The following is a 17,467-nucleotide window of genomic DNA, read 5'->3' as shown; positions in this document are numbered from 1 at the left end:
GCGGGCAAGGTCCATTACACAACAGGATGGGGTCGTCAGACTTGCAAGCTCAATACACGGATGTACAATCAAGACGCTTAAGCGACTGGCGGAGCGCGATTTAGGATGCTTTTCCCCCTCTACCTCGCCTTTCTTGGCGTCTCCGCCGGCATCGTGGGCGTCTTCGGAAAACGGATCGCCGCCCAGGGCGGATTTGTTCCCGATTTTGACGCCGGCCTCGCGGTGGCGGCGATGGTGGCCTGCGGCTACGTGGTCCTCCAGTGCGCCTACGCCGGCCTTATCCAATTGATTAAGCCCCATCGCGGTCGGGGCCCCCATCTGACCGAATGTCTCTCTCTCAGCGCCGCTGTCGTGCTGTTGCCCTATCTCCTGAACGTTCCCATCCCCTGGCCCCATCCAAAACTCGAAGAACTGGCGCCCCTTATTTTCCTCGCGGCCTTCGCCGGAATCCACGGTTTTTTCAAGCTCGCCACGCTCTTTGCCGCCACCCAGGCGCCGCCCGCCACCCCGGTGCGCGCCGTGCCCTATGGCATCATAATTTTTCTGGCCCTCCTCGGGGCTCAGATGGGCTTCAGCCAATGGCACGCCTCTCTTCAGGGCCTCCGACTGGGTGAACTCTCCACACCCAAACCGATGCGGATCGGCGACACCTACGCTTCGGTCCGCGCGTTGTCCGAGGGAATCCACTACCCGCTCACGGTGCTGCCCGGTGAAAATGAACACTTGACCTTCCACTGGACGAATACGGCCTCCTCGGAACCGCCCATCGAGTCCATGCATGTGACCTGCACCTTCCTCGATGAGACGTCCGGCAAGCCGCTGGGCAACCTGGAAGAGTCGCTGACCGTGTCGCCGGACGGCTGGCTGGAGATGCGCATCCCCGCCGAATCCGTACCCGAGGGCGCTACGTCCTTCAGCCTCGCGTGGTCCCTGACGGAGGAACCCGCCTGGGTACGACGAACCGGTATTCGCCCCGCACAGCGCTCCGGTCGGGAAATGCTCCTCTCGGGGCCCTACGTGCACCACACCCCCGCCGCCTTCGAGCGCCCCAACCTCGTGGTCATCCTGGTGGAGGGTTTGGGCGCCGATCACATGGGCCTCTATGGCTATGAGCGGGAAACCGCGCCCCAGTTCACGAACCTGGCCAAACGCAGCACCCTGTGGGAGAACGCCTTCACCCCCTGTCCCGATACGTACAGTGCGACCGTGAGCCTTTTCACGGGCCTGTCCCCCCTGCTCCATGGCAACACGGGCGGGAGCAACCTGCCGCTCCCGGAGGATACCCCCTACCTCCCCGCACTCATGTCGGAAGCGGGCTACGCCACCGTGGCCTTTACCGAAGGCGAAGGACCGGACGGGGAGGATCTCGTCTACGAGAGCGGACTGGCAAGAGGCTTTGAGCATTTCAACCCCGCTTTCCCCCAGGTTCCACTCACGACAACCGCCCCCGGCCCGCTGGTACCCAAAGGTGCCCGTGATACGCTGCAATTGGCGGCGGAGTGGATCCGGGAGCATCGCGAACTGGAACGCTACCTCGTATTCATTCGGTTGCGGGAGCTTCGCAAGCCCTTCGCGCTCAATCGCTACGCGGCTCCCCCCTGGGAAGGCCAAGGGCGGGGCATCGATGTCTACGACACGGCGGTGCTCGATGTGGACAAGCAGATCGGAATCTTTGTGGAACGGCTCAAGGAAATGGGCAGCCTGGAAGACACCTGCCTGCTCATCACCTCGCCCTATGGCCTCGATTTCTCCGAACCCGAGCGCGCGGCCTGGCGGCGGGGCGGCGCCGGCAGAGCGCGTCTGACCGAGGAGTCCGCCCGGGTGCCGCTCCTCCTTTCCATGCCCGAAGGGGTGGGGCGTACGCGGCGCGGCCTCGTCTCGCTGGAAGACGTTGGCCCCACGCTGGCCGCGCTGGCGGGCGTGACCTTTGGGAAGTCGGGAAACAGACCCAGCCTGCTGGAGCAGACTCCCGCTGGAAACCCAGTCACCGTATTTGGCGACCCCGTGGCGCTCTCGGCACGTACCCAGGAATGGCGGTTGAATTGGAACTCCGGCCTGCGCGCATCCGACCTGGTCCCCGTTGCGGGCAGCCAGATCCTGGGGTTGTACAGCCTCGCCGAGTATCGCGAGAAAAAGTGGGCGGTGGACATGCGCGCCCGCGAACCCGAACTCGCCCGGCAGTTGGCGGCGCAACTCGAGGCCCACGCGGACACCTTGAAAAATCAGCGAAAGGCGGAACCATGATGTCAGGTCGCACGATGCTGCAATGGCTGGCCACCGCCGTGGTCCTGATCTCGAGCGCGGCCGGCGCCCACGGGCTGGAAGCCTGCCGCTTTGTCCAGCTCTGCGACACCCAGTTGGGCATGGGCGGCTATGAGGCGGACGTAATCCGCTTCGGGTTGGCGGTGGAGGCGATCAACGCGCTCGATGTGGACTGGGTTGTCGTATGCGGCGATCTCGTCAACGACGGGAACGATGATACCGCGGTTGCGGACTTCAAGCGCGTTGCCGCCGGCTTTTCCATGCCGGTGTATCTCGCGCCTGGAAACCACGATGTGGGGAATGAGCCCAACGCCGGGAGCCTGGAACGCTATCGAAAGCTTCAAGGTAAAGATTACTACGCCGCGATGGAACACGGCTACAAGTTGGTGATCGCCAATACCCAGCTTTGGAAATACCCCGTGCCCGTTGAATCCGAGAAGCACGACGCGTGGTTTACCGAAGAGCTTCTCAAGTCCGCCCGGAGTGAAACGCCCACGCTTATCGTGAGCCACTACCCACCGTTCGTGTCCACACCCGACGAAGCCGACGACTACTACAACCTCCCGCCGGAAAAACGCAAGGAAATCCTGGCGCGGGTAAAAGGCGCTGGTGTGAGGGCCTGGCTTGCCGGTCACGTCCACAAAAACATCGTGCTCGACCACGAAGGCGTTCCCGTGGTGGCCTCCGCGACCACGAGCAAGAATTTTGACGGCGCCCCCTTCGGTTTCAGAGTATGGGAAGCGAACGAAGACGGTGCCCTGAGCCATCGCTTTGTGGCGCTGGAGATCCCCGCTGGATTGATTCCCGAAGCGCCCTCGGTGAAAAACTGAACGTGACGCACCCGCCGTCGAAGGTATTCGGGGTGACCGTCCCCGTTTCGGAATTCGCGCGTGGAAGGCAGGCAGGCGGCCCGCCGGCATCGGGCTGAAGGAAGACCGGCATGGTTGGAATGGCGATAGGACTGTACGCGACGATCGGGCTGCTGGCCGGCTCGGGTGCGATGCAGTATATCGACTTCGATTCGGGATGGACCCATGAATCCAAGGGCCCCTGGCAGACCCGCGTGGATCATCGCGGCCTGCTGGCCATGCACCACCCCTGGGTACCCAGCGGCCAGGGCAATCTGGCCATGTCCTGGAAGGATGTTGCCATTCCCGATGACTGGACGGGCGATGTCGCCCTCACCTTTTATCAGAGCGACGACTACCACACGAATCCAGCCGATCCCGCGGGGGCGGCGCTGCCCGCCGAGGGCTTTGTGGGCCACCGGCGAAAACAGATCCTCGTCAACAATCTTCCGGTGTGGAACGAGGATGTGAGCGACCCCGTGCGACCGGGCACTTCATTGTATATCCACGTGCCCATCAAACTGGCCCCCGACCAGCGGCGCTTTCGTATTGCGCTGGTCGCCTTTGACAATGAGGCGTCGACGGTTCAGACCCGCCACGACTACTATCGCCCGCCCACACCCGAAATGACGCGGGAAAAGGACCCCGATGCCGGCCGATTTCGCACGACAATTTACTGGGGCGACCTGGCGCTGGTCCATGGCGACGCGGAGTATGCCGCACGACCACGCCCCAGCGAGCGGCTGGTGCTGGAGCGCCACAATGAACACTGGCCCCGAAAAGCCGAAACAAAACGTTGGGCAGGCAAGTCCTTCGATCTCCAAATCTCGGCGCCCGGCGGCATTCCGGAATCGGGCTTCCCTCTGGAGATGGGCCTGCCCCTGCCCCGGGGCGTGGCCCAGTCCCGCCGTGACTTTCGCCTTCGGGTGGGCGGCGCGGGGATCCATGTGGCGAAGTCCGTCGGCGCCACCTGGCAGGATGAGTCCCTCCGCTGGGCCCAGGTCCGCTTCCCCGTAAAACCCGGTATGAACTCCGTTGCCCTGTCGTTTGGTGAGGACACGGCCAGAGCCCCTTCACAGATCGCAATCCGGGAAGGAGATGCCGGGATCATCGTGGATGGAGGCGCGGTCTCCTGGAGTTCCGCATCGGGTATTCCGCTCTCCCGAATCGCACTAAACAAGAAAGGGATCGTGGAGAACCTCCGCCTGAGCCTGGAGGTGTCCGGAGAGGTCGTGCCGGGGACCAATCAGGGCTGGCACGTGGTGGAATCCGAAAGCACCTATGCCTGCGTTGCCCTGGACGGGCGCTTCGATGGGCAGTCAGAATCTTTCGGAAGCTACACCCTCTACGTATCAAGCTACCAAGGACTGCCCTGTCTAAAACTTTGGCTTCGCTACTTCAACGACACCGCCCGGAAGATAGATCTCTCCCACTTTCGGATGGAGTTCGAGCTATCCGACCCACCCACCGAGGTAAACCTGCCCCACGGAACGGTCAAAGGGGATTTCACCCTGGTGCAGAACGACGCCGCCCGTTATCGCATCGGCGAGAGCGACATAGCGGTGGACAGACCCGTGTTCGTGCAATGGAAGGACGGGGCGCTCGCTTCGAAGAATTTCCGTGAACTCTTCCCGAAAGGGATCTCCCGCTACGGCGGCAATCTTGCACTCGATCTCTGCGCGGGCGCAAACAGCCCCGTAGGTATTACCCCGGGCGAGGCGAGCAGCCACGAAGTCTGGCTGGCCCTGGGCAAGCAGGACGGGGCCGCGCTGGCCAAAGTTGTGGAACAACCACCGATCCTCCAGAACCCGGAGTACTGGTGCGCCACGGGCGTGCTGGGCCCGGCGGCCCCTTTACCGAAGGAGCACCCTCTGGCGGCGCATCTGGAAGTCACCTGCGCGGAAAAAGACTGGGTTGCGCTCGGTCAGAGCCTGGGCATGCGCCATTTTACCGACGGTCCCTACCTCGGGCGGGCGGGCGAATGGGCAAACGACTACGACGGCCGCATGCTGGGACTCTGGTACCTGTGGGCGATGACCGGCGACCGCGCTTGGTTTGATCGCGCGGCGGCCACCAGCGCCCACCTCATGGATGTGGCCATCGTCCACTCGGAGATTCCTGAAAGAGACTGGATGGGCGCCCTGCATGGGCCGGGCGCGAATCACGTCGCCGGACCGTGGATGCCCGCGCTGCAGGCCGATGGGCTCGCTCTCTACGGCCAACTGACGGGCAATGCCGAAGCCCAGATCGACTTTCTGGGCGTGGCCGACTTCTGCGTGCGCACCGGCGCGGGCCTGCAAGGCGTCAGTGTACGGCACTATGGCGCTCCCTTCGCCAACCTCTGCGCGGCCTATCTGGAAACCGGCGAGGTTGCCTTTCTCGAAGCCGGTGCGGCGCGCCTGGAGGCAATGTACAAGCGCATGGATCGCCGGCGTGGCGCGTGGATCGACTGGCACGGCTCCGAGGTGTACCCCGGCACGACGCCGTGGATGGCGGCCCAATTGGCGGGCCCCTTGTATGCGTGGTATGACAGGACGGGCGATGTGGAGGCCGCCCAACTGCTCGTGGGCCTCGCGGAAACGATCATATGCGAAAACACGCCCTGGGACCGCCCCGGTGCGATGCGAACCTATTCTCCGAATCCCCGTTTCCCGGAAACGACGGCTTACGACCCCTTTGTCCTGCCGCTGCTGCTGGCGGCCCACGAACTCACGGGGGACGCGTTCTTCCTCGACGCCGCCGAAGCCCAATGGACGCGCTGGCAGGCCGCGCCGACCTACCTGCCCGTCTTCAATCTGGCCTGGCACTGGCCCTGGGTCAATACGAAGTTGTCCGTAGAAAATGGACAGGCGACGTTGAAATAAACCGTCGAATCCCTCCGCTCATTTATTTAGGTCTTTTCCGGCACCCCAGCGCGATATTGCGAATGCGGCAAGTCCCCACACGACTATATTGACCCAGCCCGCCGTTCCCGTCCAGGGCGCGGTGGACTGTTCAAAAAGATGCCCCCAGATCCCGCTGTCCTGGCCGGCGAACGCACCAAGCGCCATGGCGCAAACGCCAATGTGCCCCGTCCGCCGCAGGATACCCGCGAGAAAGAACGACAAGACCACGGCGAGCGCCAGGATCCGAAGCACGGCTCCCGGGAAACCGGGCAATTGCACTTCCTGGTGCCACGCGTAGACCAGAGGCAGAAACCAAAGCCCCCAGCAGAGACCCGTTATCAACGTGGCGGCGGGACGGCCGAGCGTTTCCAGCCGGGGCAGCAGGTAGGCGCGCCAGCCCATCTCGCTCCCCACCGCGAGGAAGGCAAACAGGGTTGCGCCGACCAGAATACTGAAAATCGGGTAAGCGATTAGGGCAACGGCGGGGGCCGCCGACTCCACCTCCGGCGACAAGGGTGTGCTGAGTTGGGCCGTAACCCGATTCATAAGGCCGCCCAGACTCCATTGGGGCTGGGTGAACCCGAACAGGGTGGCCAGGGTGTACGACAGACCGAACAACACCGGGGCGGCCAGCGTCGCCCCAATCGCGGGGCGCAACGGAAGAGGCCAGAGGGGCAGTTCACGGGAATGTTCGTCGGGAAACACAAAGCCCGCTATCAGTGCGCTCAACGCGGGAATGCCCATGAGCGCGGCGAGCATCAAATACCGAAACAGATTGGGATTTTCCAACACGATGAGGCCCTGGGCGGCGCCTGCGAAGGTGCAGAGCGTAATCAGCGCGTAACTCAGGCCAAGAAACAGGGCGATACCTTTGTAATTCATTGAGCAGGCTTTCTCCTGGGTGCGGTTGGAAAATCTGGGGCCGGACTAACGGCGCCGCGGGGGCGGTGGGACCGGCGCCGTGGGGCGGGGGGGCGCAAGGCCCTGGTCCGCGGTTGGCTCGGCTTCCACGTCAACGCGGGCATCCGTGCCGCCCTCACGATCCGGATCAAAGTACTGATAGAGCACGCGACCGTTGGCCGAGAGCTTGACACAGGCCTCCAGCGCGGCATCGGGATCCGACAGGGTGAAGATAATGGTTTGGGCCTTGTAGGGCGGCACGGAGACGGATGCGCGCCGGGGCATTGCGGTAACCTCAGGGTGGTTCTGAAGCTCCGCCCAGTGCTCCGGCGAGGTGATCAGATCCAGATAGCCCTGGGCGTGCAGGCCACTGTCATTGCGCAATTCCGCGCGCAATTGCGCTCCGTTCCGGGACAAAACGAGGCCATAGGGAGCTTCGCTCGCCATGATGACATCGCGGTAGGTCTGGCGCTCGAACGAGGCTTCCACGGCCATGGCCCGTTCCTCTTCTCCCACCCCGGTGAAGGCCACCTCGACGGGTTCGACATGCTGGCGGCCCGGGGTGAGACTGAAGAAGAACTGCTGCGGCCCGAAGGTGACCCCGCTGGAGGCCGACAGAATCGCCATGCCCTCCACGGGCGTGTCGGTCAGGTGATTACTGACCACCACCTCCAGTACGGGAGATTTCCCCTTCAGTGTCCCGCGAAACTGAACGCCGAGGGGAAGATTCTGCTGTGGGGCGGCCCCGCGCCGTTCTTCCCAGTAGCGTGCGTGGATTACCCCCTGCGGATCGGCTTCACGCCCCAGGCGCGCAAGGGGATCGCGGCGGGCCTGATCGGCCGGAAGCAACCACAAAGGCTGGAACTCGAATGGACGCGCCTCGAAGGGTAGCTGTCGATTGACCACGGGCATGGATGACTGGGATCGATCATAGACGTCCGAACGGCCCGCTTCCAGGAAGCCGCCGGGGCTGGCAAGTGTCCCGCGCCAGGGCTGACCGACGCTCTCCCAGGCAAGGAGTGTATAGCCGTTTCGGGGATGAAAGGGCGCGCGGGAGTTGGTGGTCTGGGGAAAACCCGCGGGACGAAGGCCCTCGATGCGGAGGCCCGGCGCGGACGCGCCGAGGAAGGACTGGCTCGCGGGCAACGAACCAGGGTGTATACCCGTCACCGAGGTCCAGGCCCGTGCCGCGGCGGACGCCGCCAGTGCGGGCACATCCGCGTTCCGCCAATCGCCGTCAAAGGGATGAATAGCGTAACTGAAGTCCAGGTCTCCCATCAGGCGCGCGAGTCGGGCTCCCCCCGCGGTGTCCTCGAAGCCGCCGCGATGGGCCAGACCGAGCAGAAGGCGTCCATCTTTTTGCTGGGAAACGCTCATGCTACCCGGAAAAGAGAGGGCCACGCCGCTCTCGGGTGTCGGAGCGGTCTGGCGCATGAGACTGGCGGAGGGAGGCAGGAGAAAGCGCTGACCCGCGGCGAGGGCCTTGGTGATACCTCCCGCCAGAGCCGCGCTCTGGGTCGGGGTGATCCCCGCGACCACCAGGGTCGGCACCGGCGCGATCCCCTCGGGAACACGGGTATCCTCCATGAGCAAGCGGGCACCCTGGGTAATCCGCTCGGCAAAAGCGGCGGCGGCGTCCCCCGGAAGTTGATTCAGCACGGTTCGACAAAAGCTGTTCTGATCGGGACTGCCGATGACCACCCGCATGTGGTAGCCCTTCGACAGGTAGTCGTTGCTGTCCATTTCAATCGTGCCATCGGTCCACAGAAAGTCCGGTTTCACGGGCTGATCGGCCTGAAGCACGGACGGGATGGCTCGTGCGTAAAGGGCCGCCTGTAGCTCCCGGGCGGCCTCCAGGAGCACTGGATCGGAACCGTGCACGATGATCACGGGCTCCCAGGGGACCACGCCGTCCGAGCCGACCTGTATCACATCGCCGGGTGCTACGGCCGCCCAGGCATGGGCGGGATACGCTACCGTCGCGCCGGGATTGTCACTTCCATGGGTGCGCAGCATGCTGTCGCTCTGCCCTCGCGCGCCGAGCACCGCGCCGAAACGCTCGCCAAGTATCAGGCTGCGCCCGGCATCTGGAAACTGAAAAGAGGCGAAGAGCGCCGCGTCGTTCAGACGCACGTCGCTCAACCGTGTCTCGCAGGACACCCAGGGCTGGCCCGTGTTCAGGGTGTAGCGTTGCTCAATCGTGCCGCCGGCAATTTCCGTGGTGACGAAAATCGACTCGCTGAAGGCGGTTCGCTCCGACGAGATTTTCGAAGGCCTGGGCAGAGCTTCCGGAGCCGGCGCGGTCCAAAGCTCTCGACCGTCCTGGTTCCGTGTTTCATCTTCGCTCAACATCAGGACTTGGTTCATCAGACCGCCCCGCAGATCGCGCCCGCTCCGCTTGTCGCTGATGGAGGCGATTGCGCCGGTGTCGGGATCCACAAATAGCGCGAGAGAATCATTCTCGATCTGGAGGTCGGCCCCATCGACTGCGATTGAAGGGCTGCCCTCCGCCTGGAAGAAAAACGTCTTGTATCCGAAGGACGGCACCTCGGGCGCGACGAACTCCAGCATCGGCGCGCGCTGATACGTGCTCACAACATGGTGAACCGTTGTTCCCGCCGAGTCGACCAACGTGAAATTGCCGCTGCCCCCGGCGGGAAGGGGGACTTCCACCGCAAGCGTGGCCGCCCGTCCCGTGGGGTTAAATACAACAAGTCCCTCAAAGGCGCCCTGATTCAAGGGCGCCGATCCCGCCGTGTCGATCTTGTCCGCGATAAAGTCGAGGCTTCGTCGCGCGGTGTCCTCGGTCAACTCGGCCACCTCACGATAGCCCGCCAGGACATCCAGCGCGTCGTCGCGATTGGCCGGTGCCGCCAGGTATGCCGGGGTGCTGTAGAAGGCGAGTTGTCGGTTCGCAAGGTCCATGGCGGCATGCGGGTACGCCGCCCCCTGCAGGCTCGCGATGGCGGCCAGGGCTTCCGCATCGAGCATCTGCCGGGCGGCGCGGGCATGGGCCGTCTTCAAGGCGGGCCAGGCAAGCAGATCGCCCGGCGTGCCCTGATTGAGATAGACCGTGGAGGCGGGCAAGCTCCGCTGCACAGGCTCGTCCAGAGCGTCAACTTCCTCCAGGAACGCGGCCCCGCCGCCATCGTTAAGTACAATGCGGGGAAAGGCCCGGGCGAGATTGGCCACGCTCCCCCGGTAGAAGGGTTCGGGGGGCGGCACCACATTCTTCAAGACCAGCACGTCCGAGGGGATACCAAGGCCGAGTAACTCGCGTCGCTGAACGGCCACCATCTCCTGCAGATCCGCGGCGCTGCCCGGACTGGCCACGCCGACCTTGTGGCGATGATACGTGCTGGCGCCGCTTAGATCGAGCATGCGCGCCAGCGGCGAAAGGCCCGCCGCGTCGACATTGCTGATAAATCCTTTGAGCCCGGCATGCCTGAGCAACTGGGGGGTCTGGGGGGCGATCCCGGGCCCGTCCCAGGGCAGGTGCTGGGGTGTCGCACTCTGGAGTATCTCCCGAGCCATCCCCATGCCCATCTGCAGATTCCGCCAGAGCAGGGGACCGCCCGCTATCCGTTCGTCCACGGGCGCATACGTCGATCGGACCGTCGCACCGCCCTGCTGCGTCGCGGTGAGCATCGCATCCCGAAGATCGGAAAGGGCCACGAAGGGCTGGTACCATGCGGCCGCATGGCGCAAATCAAAGCCATAGCCCGCCGCCTCCCGCCACGTGAGCAGTTGATTGCGGGTCACTTCCAGTCGCTCGGGATCCGTGAGTTCGGGCGCGCCGTCCTCCTGAGCATGGCCGGTAACCACGCGGACGATGCCCGGCTGGTCTGTTCCCGGACGAACGACGAGGGCGTCCGAGAAGGCCGCTTCCGCGCCGCCGCTGTGAAGCCGGACAGAAACGGACAGCGCCTCTCCCCCGGGCAGTGCTTGAATCGGAACGGCGACCGGAACGCGCAGGGCACGCTGCGGATCAATGGGCTCGACTTCGATGAGATCCGGCAGCGACATTTCCGGGGTGGACACGATCACATCGATGGGCTCGGTGAATGCCTCCCGAGGATTGTAAAAGGTGAGCCAGGTGTCCTGGCGCTCATCGCCCGGCCCGCCGGAAAAAGTGCCCGCGTCTTCGAGCTCGGGGACCACGTAGAATTTTCCCAGTGGTAGCGCCGGGCGGATCCGCACGGACAGGGCAAAGCCGCTGGTCTTCCGCAGACGCGGCCGGTTGGCCATGGCGGAGGCCGTCAGTTGTTGCGTGGTCATGTCCAGAGTACGCGCCAGTTCTTCATAGTCCGCGCCGGGCACCTCCATCACCACCAGATTCAAACCGGGGCGCATGGGAACCGCCACCTGGGTCACACCCGCCTCCTCAAAGGGGCCGGGCTCGTATTCCTTGAGGGGAAATCCGTTCGCCCAGAGCCGCACACCCAACGGTGACTGAATGTCCAGAAATATCGCCTGGCCCTGGGTCGCATTGGCGTAGAACGCCGCATAGGCCACGCCGTCGGGACTTGAAGGAAAGAAGGGCTTCAAGTCAAGCTCCGCCTCCGGGGTGCCCGCCTGCTGCCAGATCGCTTCGCCTCCTTCGGCGGTTGGAATGCGCATCAGGTGCTGGGGACGGATTCGGGCAATACCGCTCGCCGTGGCCATGTAGTCGGTATCGCCCAAAACGGGCGCTTTCGACTTGAGCGCCCCGAGGATACCGCCGGGCACGTCGGACTTGAATGGACCACAAACGAGCCAGTGGGCAACGAATCCGCGATCGATCAGGGTATTAACGGTCTCCTGGGCGAGGACGGCGGGCGTCCAGGCCGCGATGGCAAGAATCGCAAGGGCAAGGGTCGACATTGCGCTTCTAGACACCGCCGCCCCCTTCCATCTCCCGCACCGCATCGGGCCCGGAAGTCGTCCCACGCGCGGTGTTCGCATAGGCGCGGTTGGCCTGAAATTGGAGCGTAAAGAGGACGATGCAGAGCATGGTGGTCAGGGCGATGGCGGGCTTTCCCCACACCTCGAAGTGAAGCAGCCAGCGACAGAAACCCGCCAGTGCGACGCAGGCCAAAGCCAGCGGAACCAGAAGCTGCCCCCCACCCGCGAGACTGGCGAGATCGATGATGTCCGCACTGGGATAAAAGCGATAAGACAGCAACGCCAGCAGCGCAACACGATAGCCGCCATTGCCGACCCAGACCATGGACCCCAGCAGCAGGGCCAACGCCAGCAGCGCCCAGGCCCACGCCAGAAGCGGAGCCGCCTGAAGCTGCGCCAGCGTGTCGGGCAACAGACCGATGGGATAGATGAGCAGGAGCAACGGCGCGAGATTCGCTCTGAAGTCGGGCATTCCCATGTACAACGTTTCGCGGTGAATACTGTTCGCCAGCAGGGCCACGGCAAGAAAGGGCACGAGCCGCCCCCAATTCCGAGTTTCGGGTGTGCCCGGAAAGAACTCCAGCATGATCAGCACGCCGAAGAGCGTGGCGTTGACACTGAACGGAAGAGTCGCCATGGTGAAGCAGGCCAACGCCACCAGAATACGCGCCCCGCTCGGCGATTCAATGAGGCGCAGGTACGCAAGTAGTGTAAGCAATGCCAGCAATGCGCCGATCAATTCGAAAAGCCCGTAGGCGCTGAACATCACTTCGGTCTTCACGGGATGGGCCATGAAAACGGCGGCGGCCAGTGATCCGAGCCACACGGGGCCTTTGACCATGCGTCGCGTGAGGTTGAAAAGCGTCAGCATGCATCCGTACAGGGTCAGCATGGCCAGCCCTTGAATCACACGGGGTGAATCACCAAGGCGTCCGAAAAAAGCGTTCAGCGCGGTTTCCACGCCGTCGGGAATGGCCTTCACACCCTGGAAGGGCGTGCTGGCCGAAGGGGACGGCAGGTTGAGCAGGCTGAGCCCATGGACCACACACAGGTAGACGAAGAGCGCCGCCATGAAGAAGGCGGGACCGGGCGGCTTGCGCGTCGTATTTGAAGGGGTGTGTTCATCCATCATCTGCCCGCCGATTATAGCGGGTTTGGCCTTGACAACTCCAAGAAACGATGTTTCAAATTGCAGGCCATCATCGAATCACACGTCGTCGACCACGATGAAGCCCATGTCCCCGATAGATCGATCCCGCGGCAATGGCCATGGTTACTCCGACACCAAAAGTCGCGTGGTTCAATACCAACAGAATCGCGGTAATCACGAGCCTCACAAGGGCGGCCAGTGTCGGGCTTGTCGCCACCCAGTCCGCAACGGGCGGACTGAGACGATAATAGACATCCACCAAGGCGGTTCCAACAGCGTTGCTAAGAAGGCTCTGGTCGCGAAATTCACGCAGCGAATCTATTTCCCTGGCCAGAGGCGATCCATAGGCGGCGGTCGCGATGAAACAGGGACTTCCCCCGCCGACGCCGCCATCGGTCAATCCGAGCAACCCCAGGGCGGCGAGAATCCTGATGAGCAGGTTGTCGCTGGATTCCCCCTCGCCCTCGCCCTCGCCCTCCCCTTCGCCCTCCCCTTCGGCCGCACTCAGCTCCACCACCGAAAGCACACCGGAGGTCGCCAACGCCACCGTTGCCCGACCCGCATGGACATCCACCGTCGCCTCGGCAAGCTTTTGCCATTCTTGTCCATCGGGTATGGCGAGTCGCGGGCCGGTGACTTCGTCCGACAGCAGGGCCAGCGGGTGGCGGTAGACACCGTAGGCCCGATTGACGTTCAGTGCGAGTCCATCGAGCACTACGGAAACAGGGAAGTCCGAAAGGGCGGCATCGCGGACCAGCGCGTATTCGCCGGCGCCCGTGCGTTCCGCCACGGCAACCGCCACATATTGCCCATCCTCACCCAGCGTGCCCGCGGGCACATCCGCGAATTGGTCCACTTCGTCCGGCCCCACCAGCGCCTCCAGGGCCTGAGCCGCCTGAACAATCAATACGCCCGTCTCCCCCGCGTCAATCACCTTCGCGGATGCGGTTACCCGAAGCTCTTGCTCCGGGGCCGTGAGACTCGGCAGAATCAGCGGCACATCCGAGTAGGCTTCGTTTTCAACCGAGCGCACCAGCATCGCCATAGAGGAAAAAGTCCGGGGCACTCCGTCTACATCGAAGCCCGCCGCGGCAAACCAGACGTCGCCTGGAAATTCGAGAAAATTATCGGGCTGGTCGGGCAGCCCGTTTTCGTCTCCGTCTCCCTCCGCGCTCGCGTAACCCAGCTCGATGGACGCGATCGGTCGCGTGGTGGGATCGCTCAAGGCCGTAGCGCGGACACTCAAGCCCAGCACCTGGTTAAAGCGATAGCCCGCGCCCAGGTCCAGCTCCAGACTATATGGCGACTGCAAGTCGCTGCCCAAACGTTGCCCCGGCAACTCACCGCCCTGCTGCGATACAAAGAATTCGACCAGCGAAGTATCGTCGGTCGCGTCCGTCTCCGCCAGCACGGGTACGACAATGCCACCCAGTGCCGAATCGACCCAGAAGGTCGCACCTGAAACGGGATAGCGAATCTCAACCTCGGTCAATGGGTCCGCCGTACCCGCGACAGCGGTCAGGGTTGAGCAGAGAACGGCAAAAAGAGCAATACGCAGCATGGGCAAAGCCACTCCAGGAAGCAGGCGTTTCCGTCCAGTATAGATGGACAGGCCTCAGGGCGCAAACAGCAGAAAAGGCCGCCCACGTCCTTGCAGGGACGAGGCGGCCTTCGATTGCACTGTGTTGTTAATCTCTAGCTTTTCTTGATCATCCCCATGCCCGCAAGGGTGAAAAGGGCCAGCAGAAACACAAAGATCCGCCCCAGAGCCGCTTCGATGCTTTCCGCACCTTCCCCGAGCAACGCGCAGCCCGGTGTCGGCTCTGGAAGCTGGGCCTCCAATTCCGCTTCGCTCAAGAGGCCATCGCTGTTCTCATCAAGCACGTCAAACTGCGCCTGGGTCAATGTGTTCAAAGTGGAATTGGCCTCGGCGAAGCTCAACAGGCCGTCCGAATTCGCGTCCGCCGACGCGAAGTCCTCCAGTAGCGCCTCAGCGGCATCCTCTATTTCTCCTTCTCCTTCTCCTTCTCCTTCTCCTTCTCCTTCTCCTTCTCCTTCTCCTTCTCCTTCGCCTTCGCCAGCGCTTGCGAGTACGGTTCGGTACACGTCCCCGTTTATCGTGCTGTCGGGGCTGAAATCACCGACGTGGATGTATATCGTGTCGCCGGGCTCATTGAAAATCACCGAATAGAAGACAAATTCACCCGCCGGTTGCAGGGTACTGACGATCTCGCCGGGCCCCTGCTTTCGCGCCGGGAGAGCGAAGTCGATCAGATTCACCGCGCCAAAGCCCCCGTTTACCAGGTAGCCTTCAGAGGTGATACCGGACACGCCGCCACCCAGATAGGCGTCTGTCGTGCCGACGAGAACGCCATCGTTCGCCCAATCCAGCGTCGCCTGACTATTAAAGGCCGCCACCAGTTCAACTACGGTAAAATAGCGCAACTCGTTGGTATTGCCGTCCATCGCGTAGACAATTTCATAACGTTTGTCCAGCGCGAGCGATGCGGAGTAACTGCCCTCGGGCTTTTCCACCACCTGATTCTTATACTTCGCGGACTTGGAAACGATTGGCCGGGGCGCCGATTTCTTCGCGCCCAGATCGAGCACCCGAAGTTCGCTCGGTTGCCCGAATACCCCCGCGTCAATGAGCACCAGTGTTTCCGTCAAGTAGATGGCCGAGTAATGGGGAACGTTGGCTACGATGGCCGCTTCGGTGAAATCATTCGGGCTCTCCGTGTCGAACTGATAGAGATTACCGCTGAATCCGGCGCCCAGCAGGGCATGTCGGCCGTCCGGGGCCATGGTGATGAAGGACGGATCGCCCGCGTAACCCGTGGCGATGGCGTCGTAGCTATCCGTATCCACAGCGGCCTGCCGATAGATGGTGTTGCCGTTCCAGACCAGCAGGGTACCATCGGGTAGACCGGTTCCGACCACGCTGAACGCGCCGGGGTCCGCTGCGGGAAAGTTCTGCTGCAGAACGAACTCGACCGCTCCAGCGCGCGGGACGCCGGTGAGGAGGGCGATGGCAAGACAGAAGGGTAGAACAGGTAATCGACGAAACATGGGGCTTCCTTTTCGCATTTTGATCCAACACGGAAGAAGAAGTGCGGCGCGTGCCGCTGTTGATATCCGTGATGGACCGTGTCCGTTTTGGCACATAGCACCTGTGCCATTGGCGTGGGAAGGACAAAAAGGGCAGGAGGGTAAACGCACGCCTGTCCCGCAACGACTTTCCCGCGAGTCATTGCAAAACTACCCCAGGCGGCACAGATATTCTGGCTTCCGGATCGACCTACTGACCGCGCCTTCCCCTCCATTTGGAAAGTGGCGATTGCGGTGTTCGTCCCCGGTTACAGCAGCGCGACTGCGACGGATTCACACCGTCTTCCCTGTACCCGCTCGGGGCTGACGATCAGGACCGTCAGCCCGTGGAGTATACGGTCAGGATCGGCGCCTTGTCAAAGCGAGAGCGTCCATGCGAGAGTTGACAACGAAAGGCTGATAGGTCACAGTTATGATCTTGTCTATCCGACGAACCTGACTTATCCGCACCACCAGAGGAGATGCATTTATGGCAGGTCAAAGTTTTCGGGCAACGCTTTGCACCGCGCTGATCGCGCTTCTGCCCGCCTGGGCCGAACCCACGTTCGGGGAACGCCTCGGCTGGAAACCTGAAGACCGGGTGTTAATACTGCACAACGATGACGTGGGCATTTCGCATGAAAGCAATCTGGGCACCATCGAGGGCTATGAGAAGGGACTACTCACATCCAACAGCACCATGATGCCCTGTTCGTGGGTGTTGGAGTGGCGCGACTACGTGCGCGACAATCCCAAGGTTGATAACGGCCTTCACCTCACCCTGACCTCGGAGTGGAAGCACTACCGCTGGCGACCCGTCGCCGGCGAACCGGCGGTGCCGGGCCTGATCGATGCGGAAGGCTACATCCACCGCAGCGTCCAGGATACGATAAAATACGCGACCGCGGATGAAGTGGAAGCGGAGATCCGCGCTCAAATAGCGCTGGCGGAAAAGATGGGCCTGCCCATTACCCATCTGGACTCCCACATGGGCACGCTGTTCTACAACCCGGCCTTCTTCGAACGCTACATCAAAGTAGGTATCGAGAAGCAGATACCCATCATGATGATGAGCGGTCGGGGCGAGCCGGAAAACGATACGCAGCGCGCCATGATGGCGGGCATCCGTGCGGCGGCGGAGGTCGTGTGGGCGGGTGGCCTGCCGGTGTTGGACTACCTCCAGACGTCCACGGCAGACACGGGCGACGCGAAGGTGATGACACAGACACTGATCGAGAATCTGCGCAAGCTCGAGCCCGGCATAACGCAGATCATCCTCCATGGCACCCGCCAGGGCTGCAACTTTCACGCGATATCCGGCTCCGGCGAAAAGCGCGAGGCCGAACTGGAAATGGTGCTGAGCGAGGATGTGAAGAAGGTAATCGAGGAGGAGGGCATCATCCTCACGACCTACCGCGAACTGATGGAACGGCGCAAGGCGGTGAAATAGC

The 17,467-nt window shown here is 62.9% G+C and carries 9 protein-coding genes and 1 riboswitch; of the genes, 4 read left to right on the top strand and 5 right to left on the bottom strand.

Annotation, left to right across the window (positions count from 1 at the left end; genetic code table 11):
• Positions 1-105 precede the first annotated feature (105 nt).
• The 3 genes from JNK74_16190 to JNK74_16180 all read left to right on the top strand — a co-directional run bounded on the left by JNK74_16190 (position 106) and on the right by JNK74_16180 (position 5,974).
• Complete coding sequence (locus JNK74_16190; protein MBL7647726.1) at positions 106-2,244, top strand: sulfatase-like hydrolase/transferase; 2,139 nt, start codon at positions 106-108, stop codon at positions 2,242-2,244.
• Positions 2,241-3,092 carry a metallophosphoesterase gene (locus JNK74_16185; protein MBL7647725.1) on the top strand — a complete coding sequence of 284 codons (852 nt, stop codon included), beginning with the start codon at positions 2,241-2,243 and terminating at the stop codon, positions 3,090-3,092. The genes JNK74_16190 and JNK74_16185 overlap by 4 nt, the downstream gene beginning before the upstream one ends.
• A 110-nt stretch (positions 3,093-3,202) precedes the next feature.
• Complete coding sequence (locus JNK74_16180; GenBank protein MBL7647724.1) at positions 3,203-5,974, top strand: hypothetical protein; 2,772 nt, start codon at positions 3,203-3,205, stop codon at positions 5,972-5,974.
• Between the two features lie 18 nt (positions 5,975-5,992).
• Here JNK74_16180 and JNK74_16175 read toward each other — a convergent pair whose 3' ends face one another.
• From JNK74_16175 to JNK74_16155, 5 genes are all read right to left on the bottom strand, one after another.
• Positions 5,993-6,877: a hypothetical protein gene (locus JNK74_16175; protein MBL7647723.1), complete on the bottom strand. Its 885-nt coding sequence runs from the start codon at positions 6,875-6,877 to the stop codon at positions 5,993-5,995.
• Between the two features lie 45 nt (positions 6,878-6,922).
• Positions 6,923-11,773: a hypothetical protein gene (locus tag JNK74_16170; protein MBL7647722.1), complete on the bottom strand. Its 4,851-nt coding sequence runs from the start codon at positions 11,771-11,773 to the stop codon at positions 6,923-6,925.
• Positions 11,766-12,911 carry a hypothetical protein gene (locus tag JNK74_16165; GenBank protein MBL7647721.1) on the bottom strand — a complete coding sequence of 382 codons (1,146 nt, stop codon included), beginning with the start codon at positions 12,909-12,911 and terminating at the stop codon, positions 11,766-11,768. The genes JNK74_16170 and JNK74_16165 overlap by 8 nt, the downstream gene beginning before the upstream one ends.
• Before the next feature lie 67 nt (positions 12,912-12,978).
• On the bottom strand, positions 12,979-14,490 hold the full coding sequence (locus tag JNK74_16160) for a hypothetical protein (protein MBL7647720.1): 1,512 nt from the start codon (positions 14,488-14,490) through the stop codon (positions 12,979-12,981).
• Between the two features lie 134 nt (positions 14,491-14,624).
• The gene (locus JNK74_16155; protein ID MBL7647719.1) at positions 14,625-15,998 is read right to left on the bottom strand and encodes a hypothetical protein; all 1,374 of its coding nucleotides are present in this window, start codon (positions 15,996-15,998) and stop codon (positions 14,625-14,627) included.
• Positions 15,999-16,180: 182 nt separating this feature from the next.
• A riboswitch (cobalamin riboswitch) is annotated at positions 16,181-16,373 on the bottom strand.
• A 133-nt stretch (positions 16,374-16,506) separates the two neighbouring features.
• Between JNK74_16155 and JNK74_16150 the strand changes: the two genes are divergently transcribed.
• Positions 16,507-17,466 (top strand): polysaccharide deacetylase family protein, encoded by a 960-nt coding sequence (locus JNK74_16150; protein ID MBL7647718.1) that lies wholly within the window; start codon positions 16,507-16,509, stop codon positions 17,464-17,466.
• Position 17,467 lies beyond the last annotated feature (1 nt).

It is taken from the genome of Candidatus Hydrogenedentota bacterium (assembly GCA_016791475.1).
Taxonomy (GTDB): domain Bacteria; phylum Hydrogenedentota; class Hydrogenedentia; order Hydrogenedentales; family JAEUWI01; genus JAEUWI01.
The sequence above is the reverse complement of the archived record's forward strand: the minus strand, read 5'-3'. Positions and strand labels throughout refer to the sequence as shown.

Bases quoted from the DNA above. Each gene is read 5' to 3' on its own strand.
- JNK74_16190 (MBL7647726.1), top strand. From the start codon at position 106: ATGCTTTTCCCCCTCTACCTCGCCTTTCTTGGCGTCTCCGCCGGCATC.
- JNK74_16185 (MBL7647725.1), top strand. From the start codon at position 2,241: ATGATGTCAGGTCGCACGATGCTGCAATGGCTGGCCACCGCCGTGGTC.
- JNK74_16180 (MBL7647724.1), top strand. From the start codon at position 3,203: ATGGTTGGAATGGCGATAGGACTGTACGCGACGATCGGGCTGCTGGCC.
- JNK74_16175 (MBL7647723.1), bottom strand. From the start codon at position 6,877: ATGAATTACAAAGGTATCGCCCTGTTTCTTGGCCTGAGTTACGCGCTG.
- JNK74_16165 (MBL7647721.1), bottom strand. From the start codon at position 12,911: ATGATGGATGAACACACCCCTTCAAATACGACGCGCAAGCCGCCCGGT.
- JNK74_16160 (MBL7647720.1), bottom strand. From the start codon at position 14,490: ATGCTGCGTATTGCTCTTTTTGCCGTTCTCTGCTCAACCCTGACCGCT.
- JNK74_16155 (MBL7647719.1), bottom strand. From the start codon at position 15,998: ATGTTTCGTCGATTACCTGTTCTACCCTTCTGTCTTGCCATCGCCCTC.
- JNK74_16150 (MBL7647718.1), top strand. From the start codon at position 16,507: ATGGCAGGTCAAAGTTTTCGGGCAACGCTTTGCACCGCGCTGATCGCG.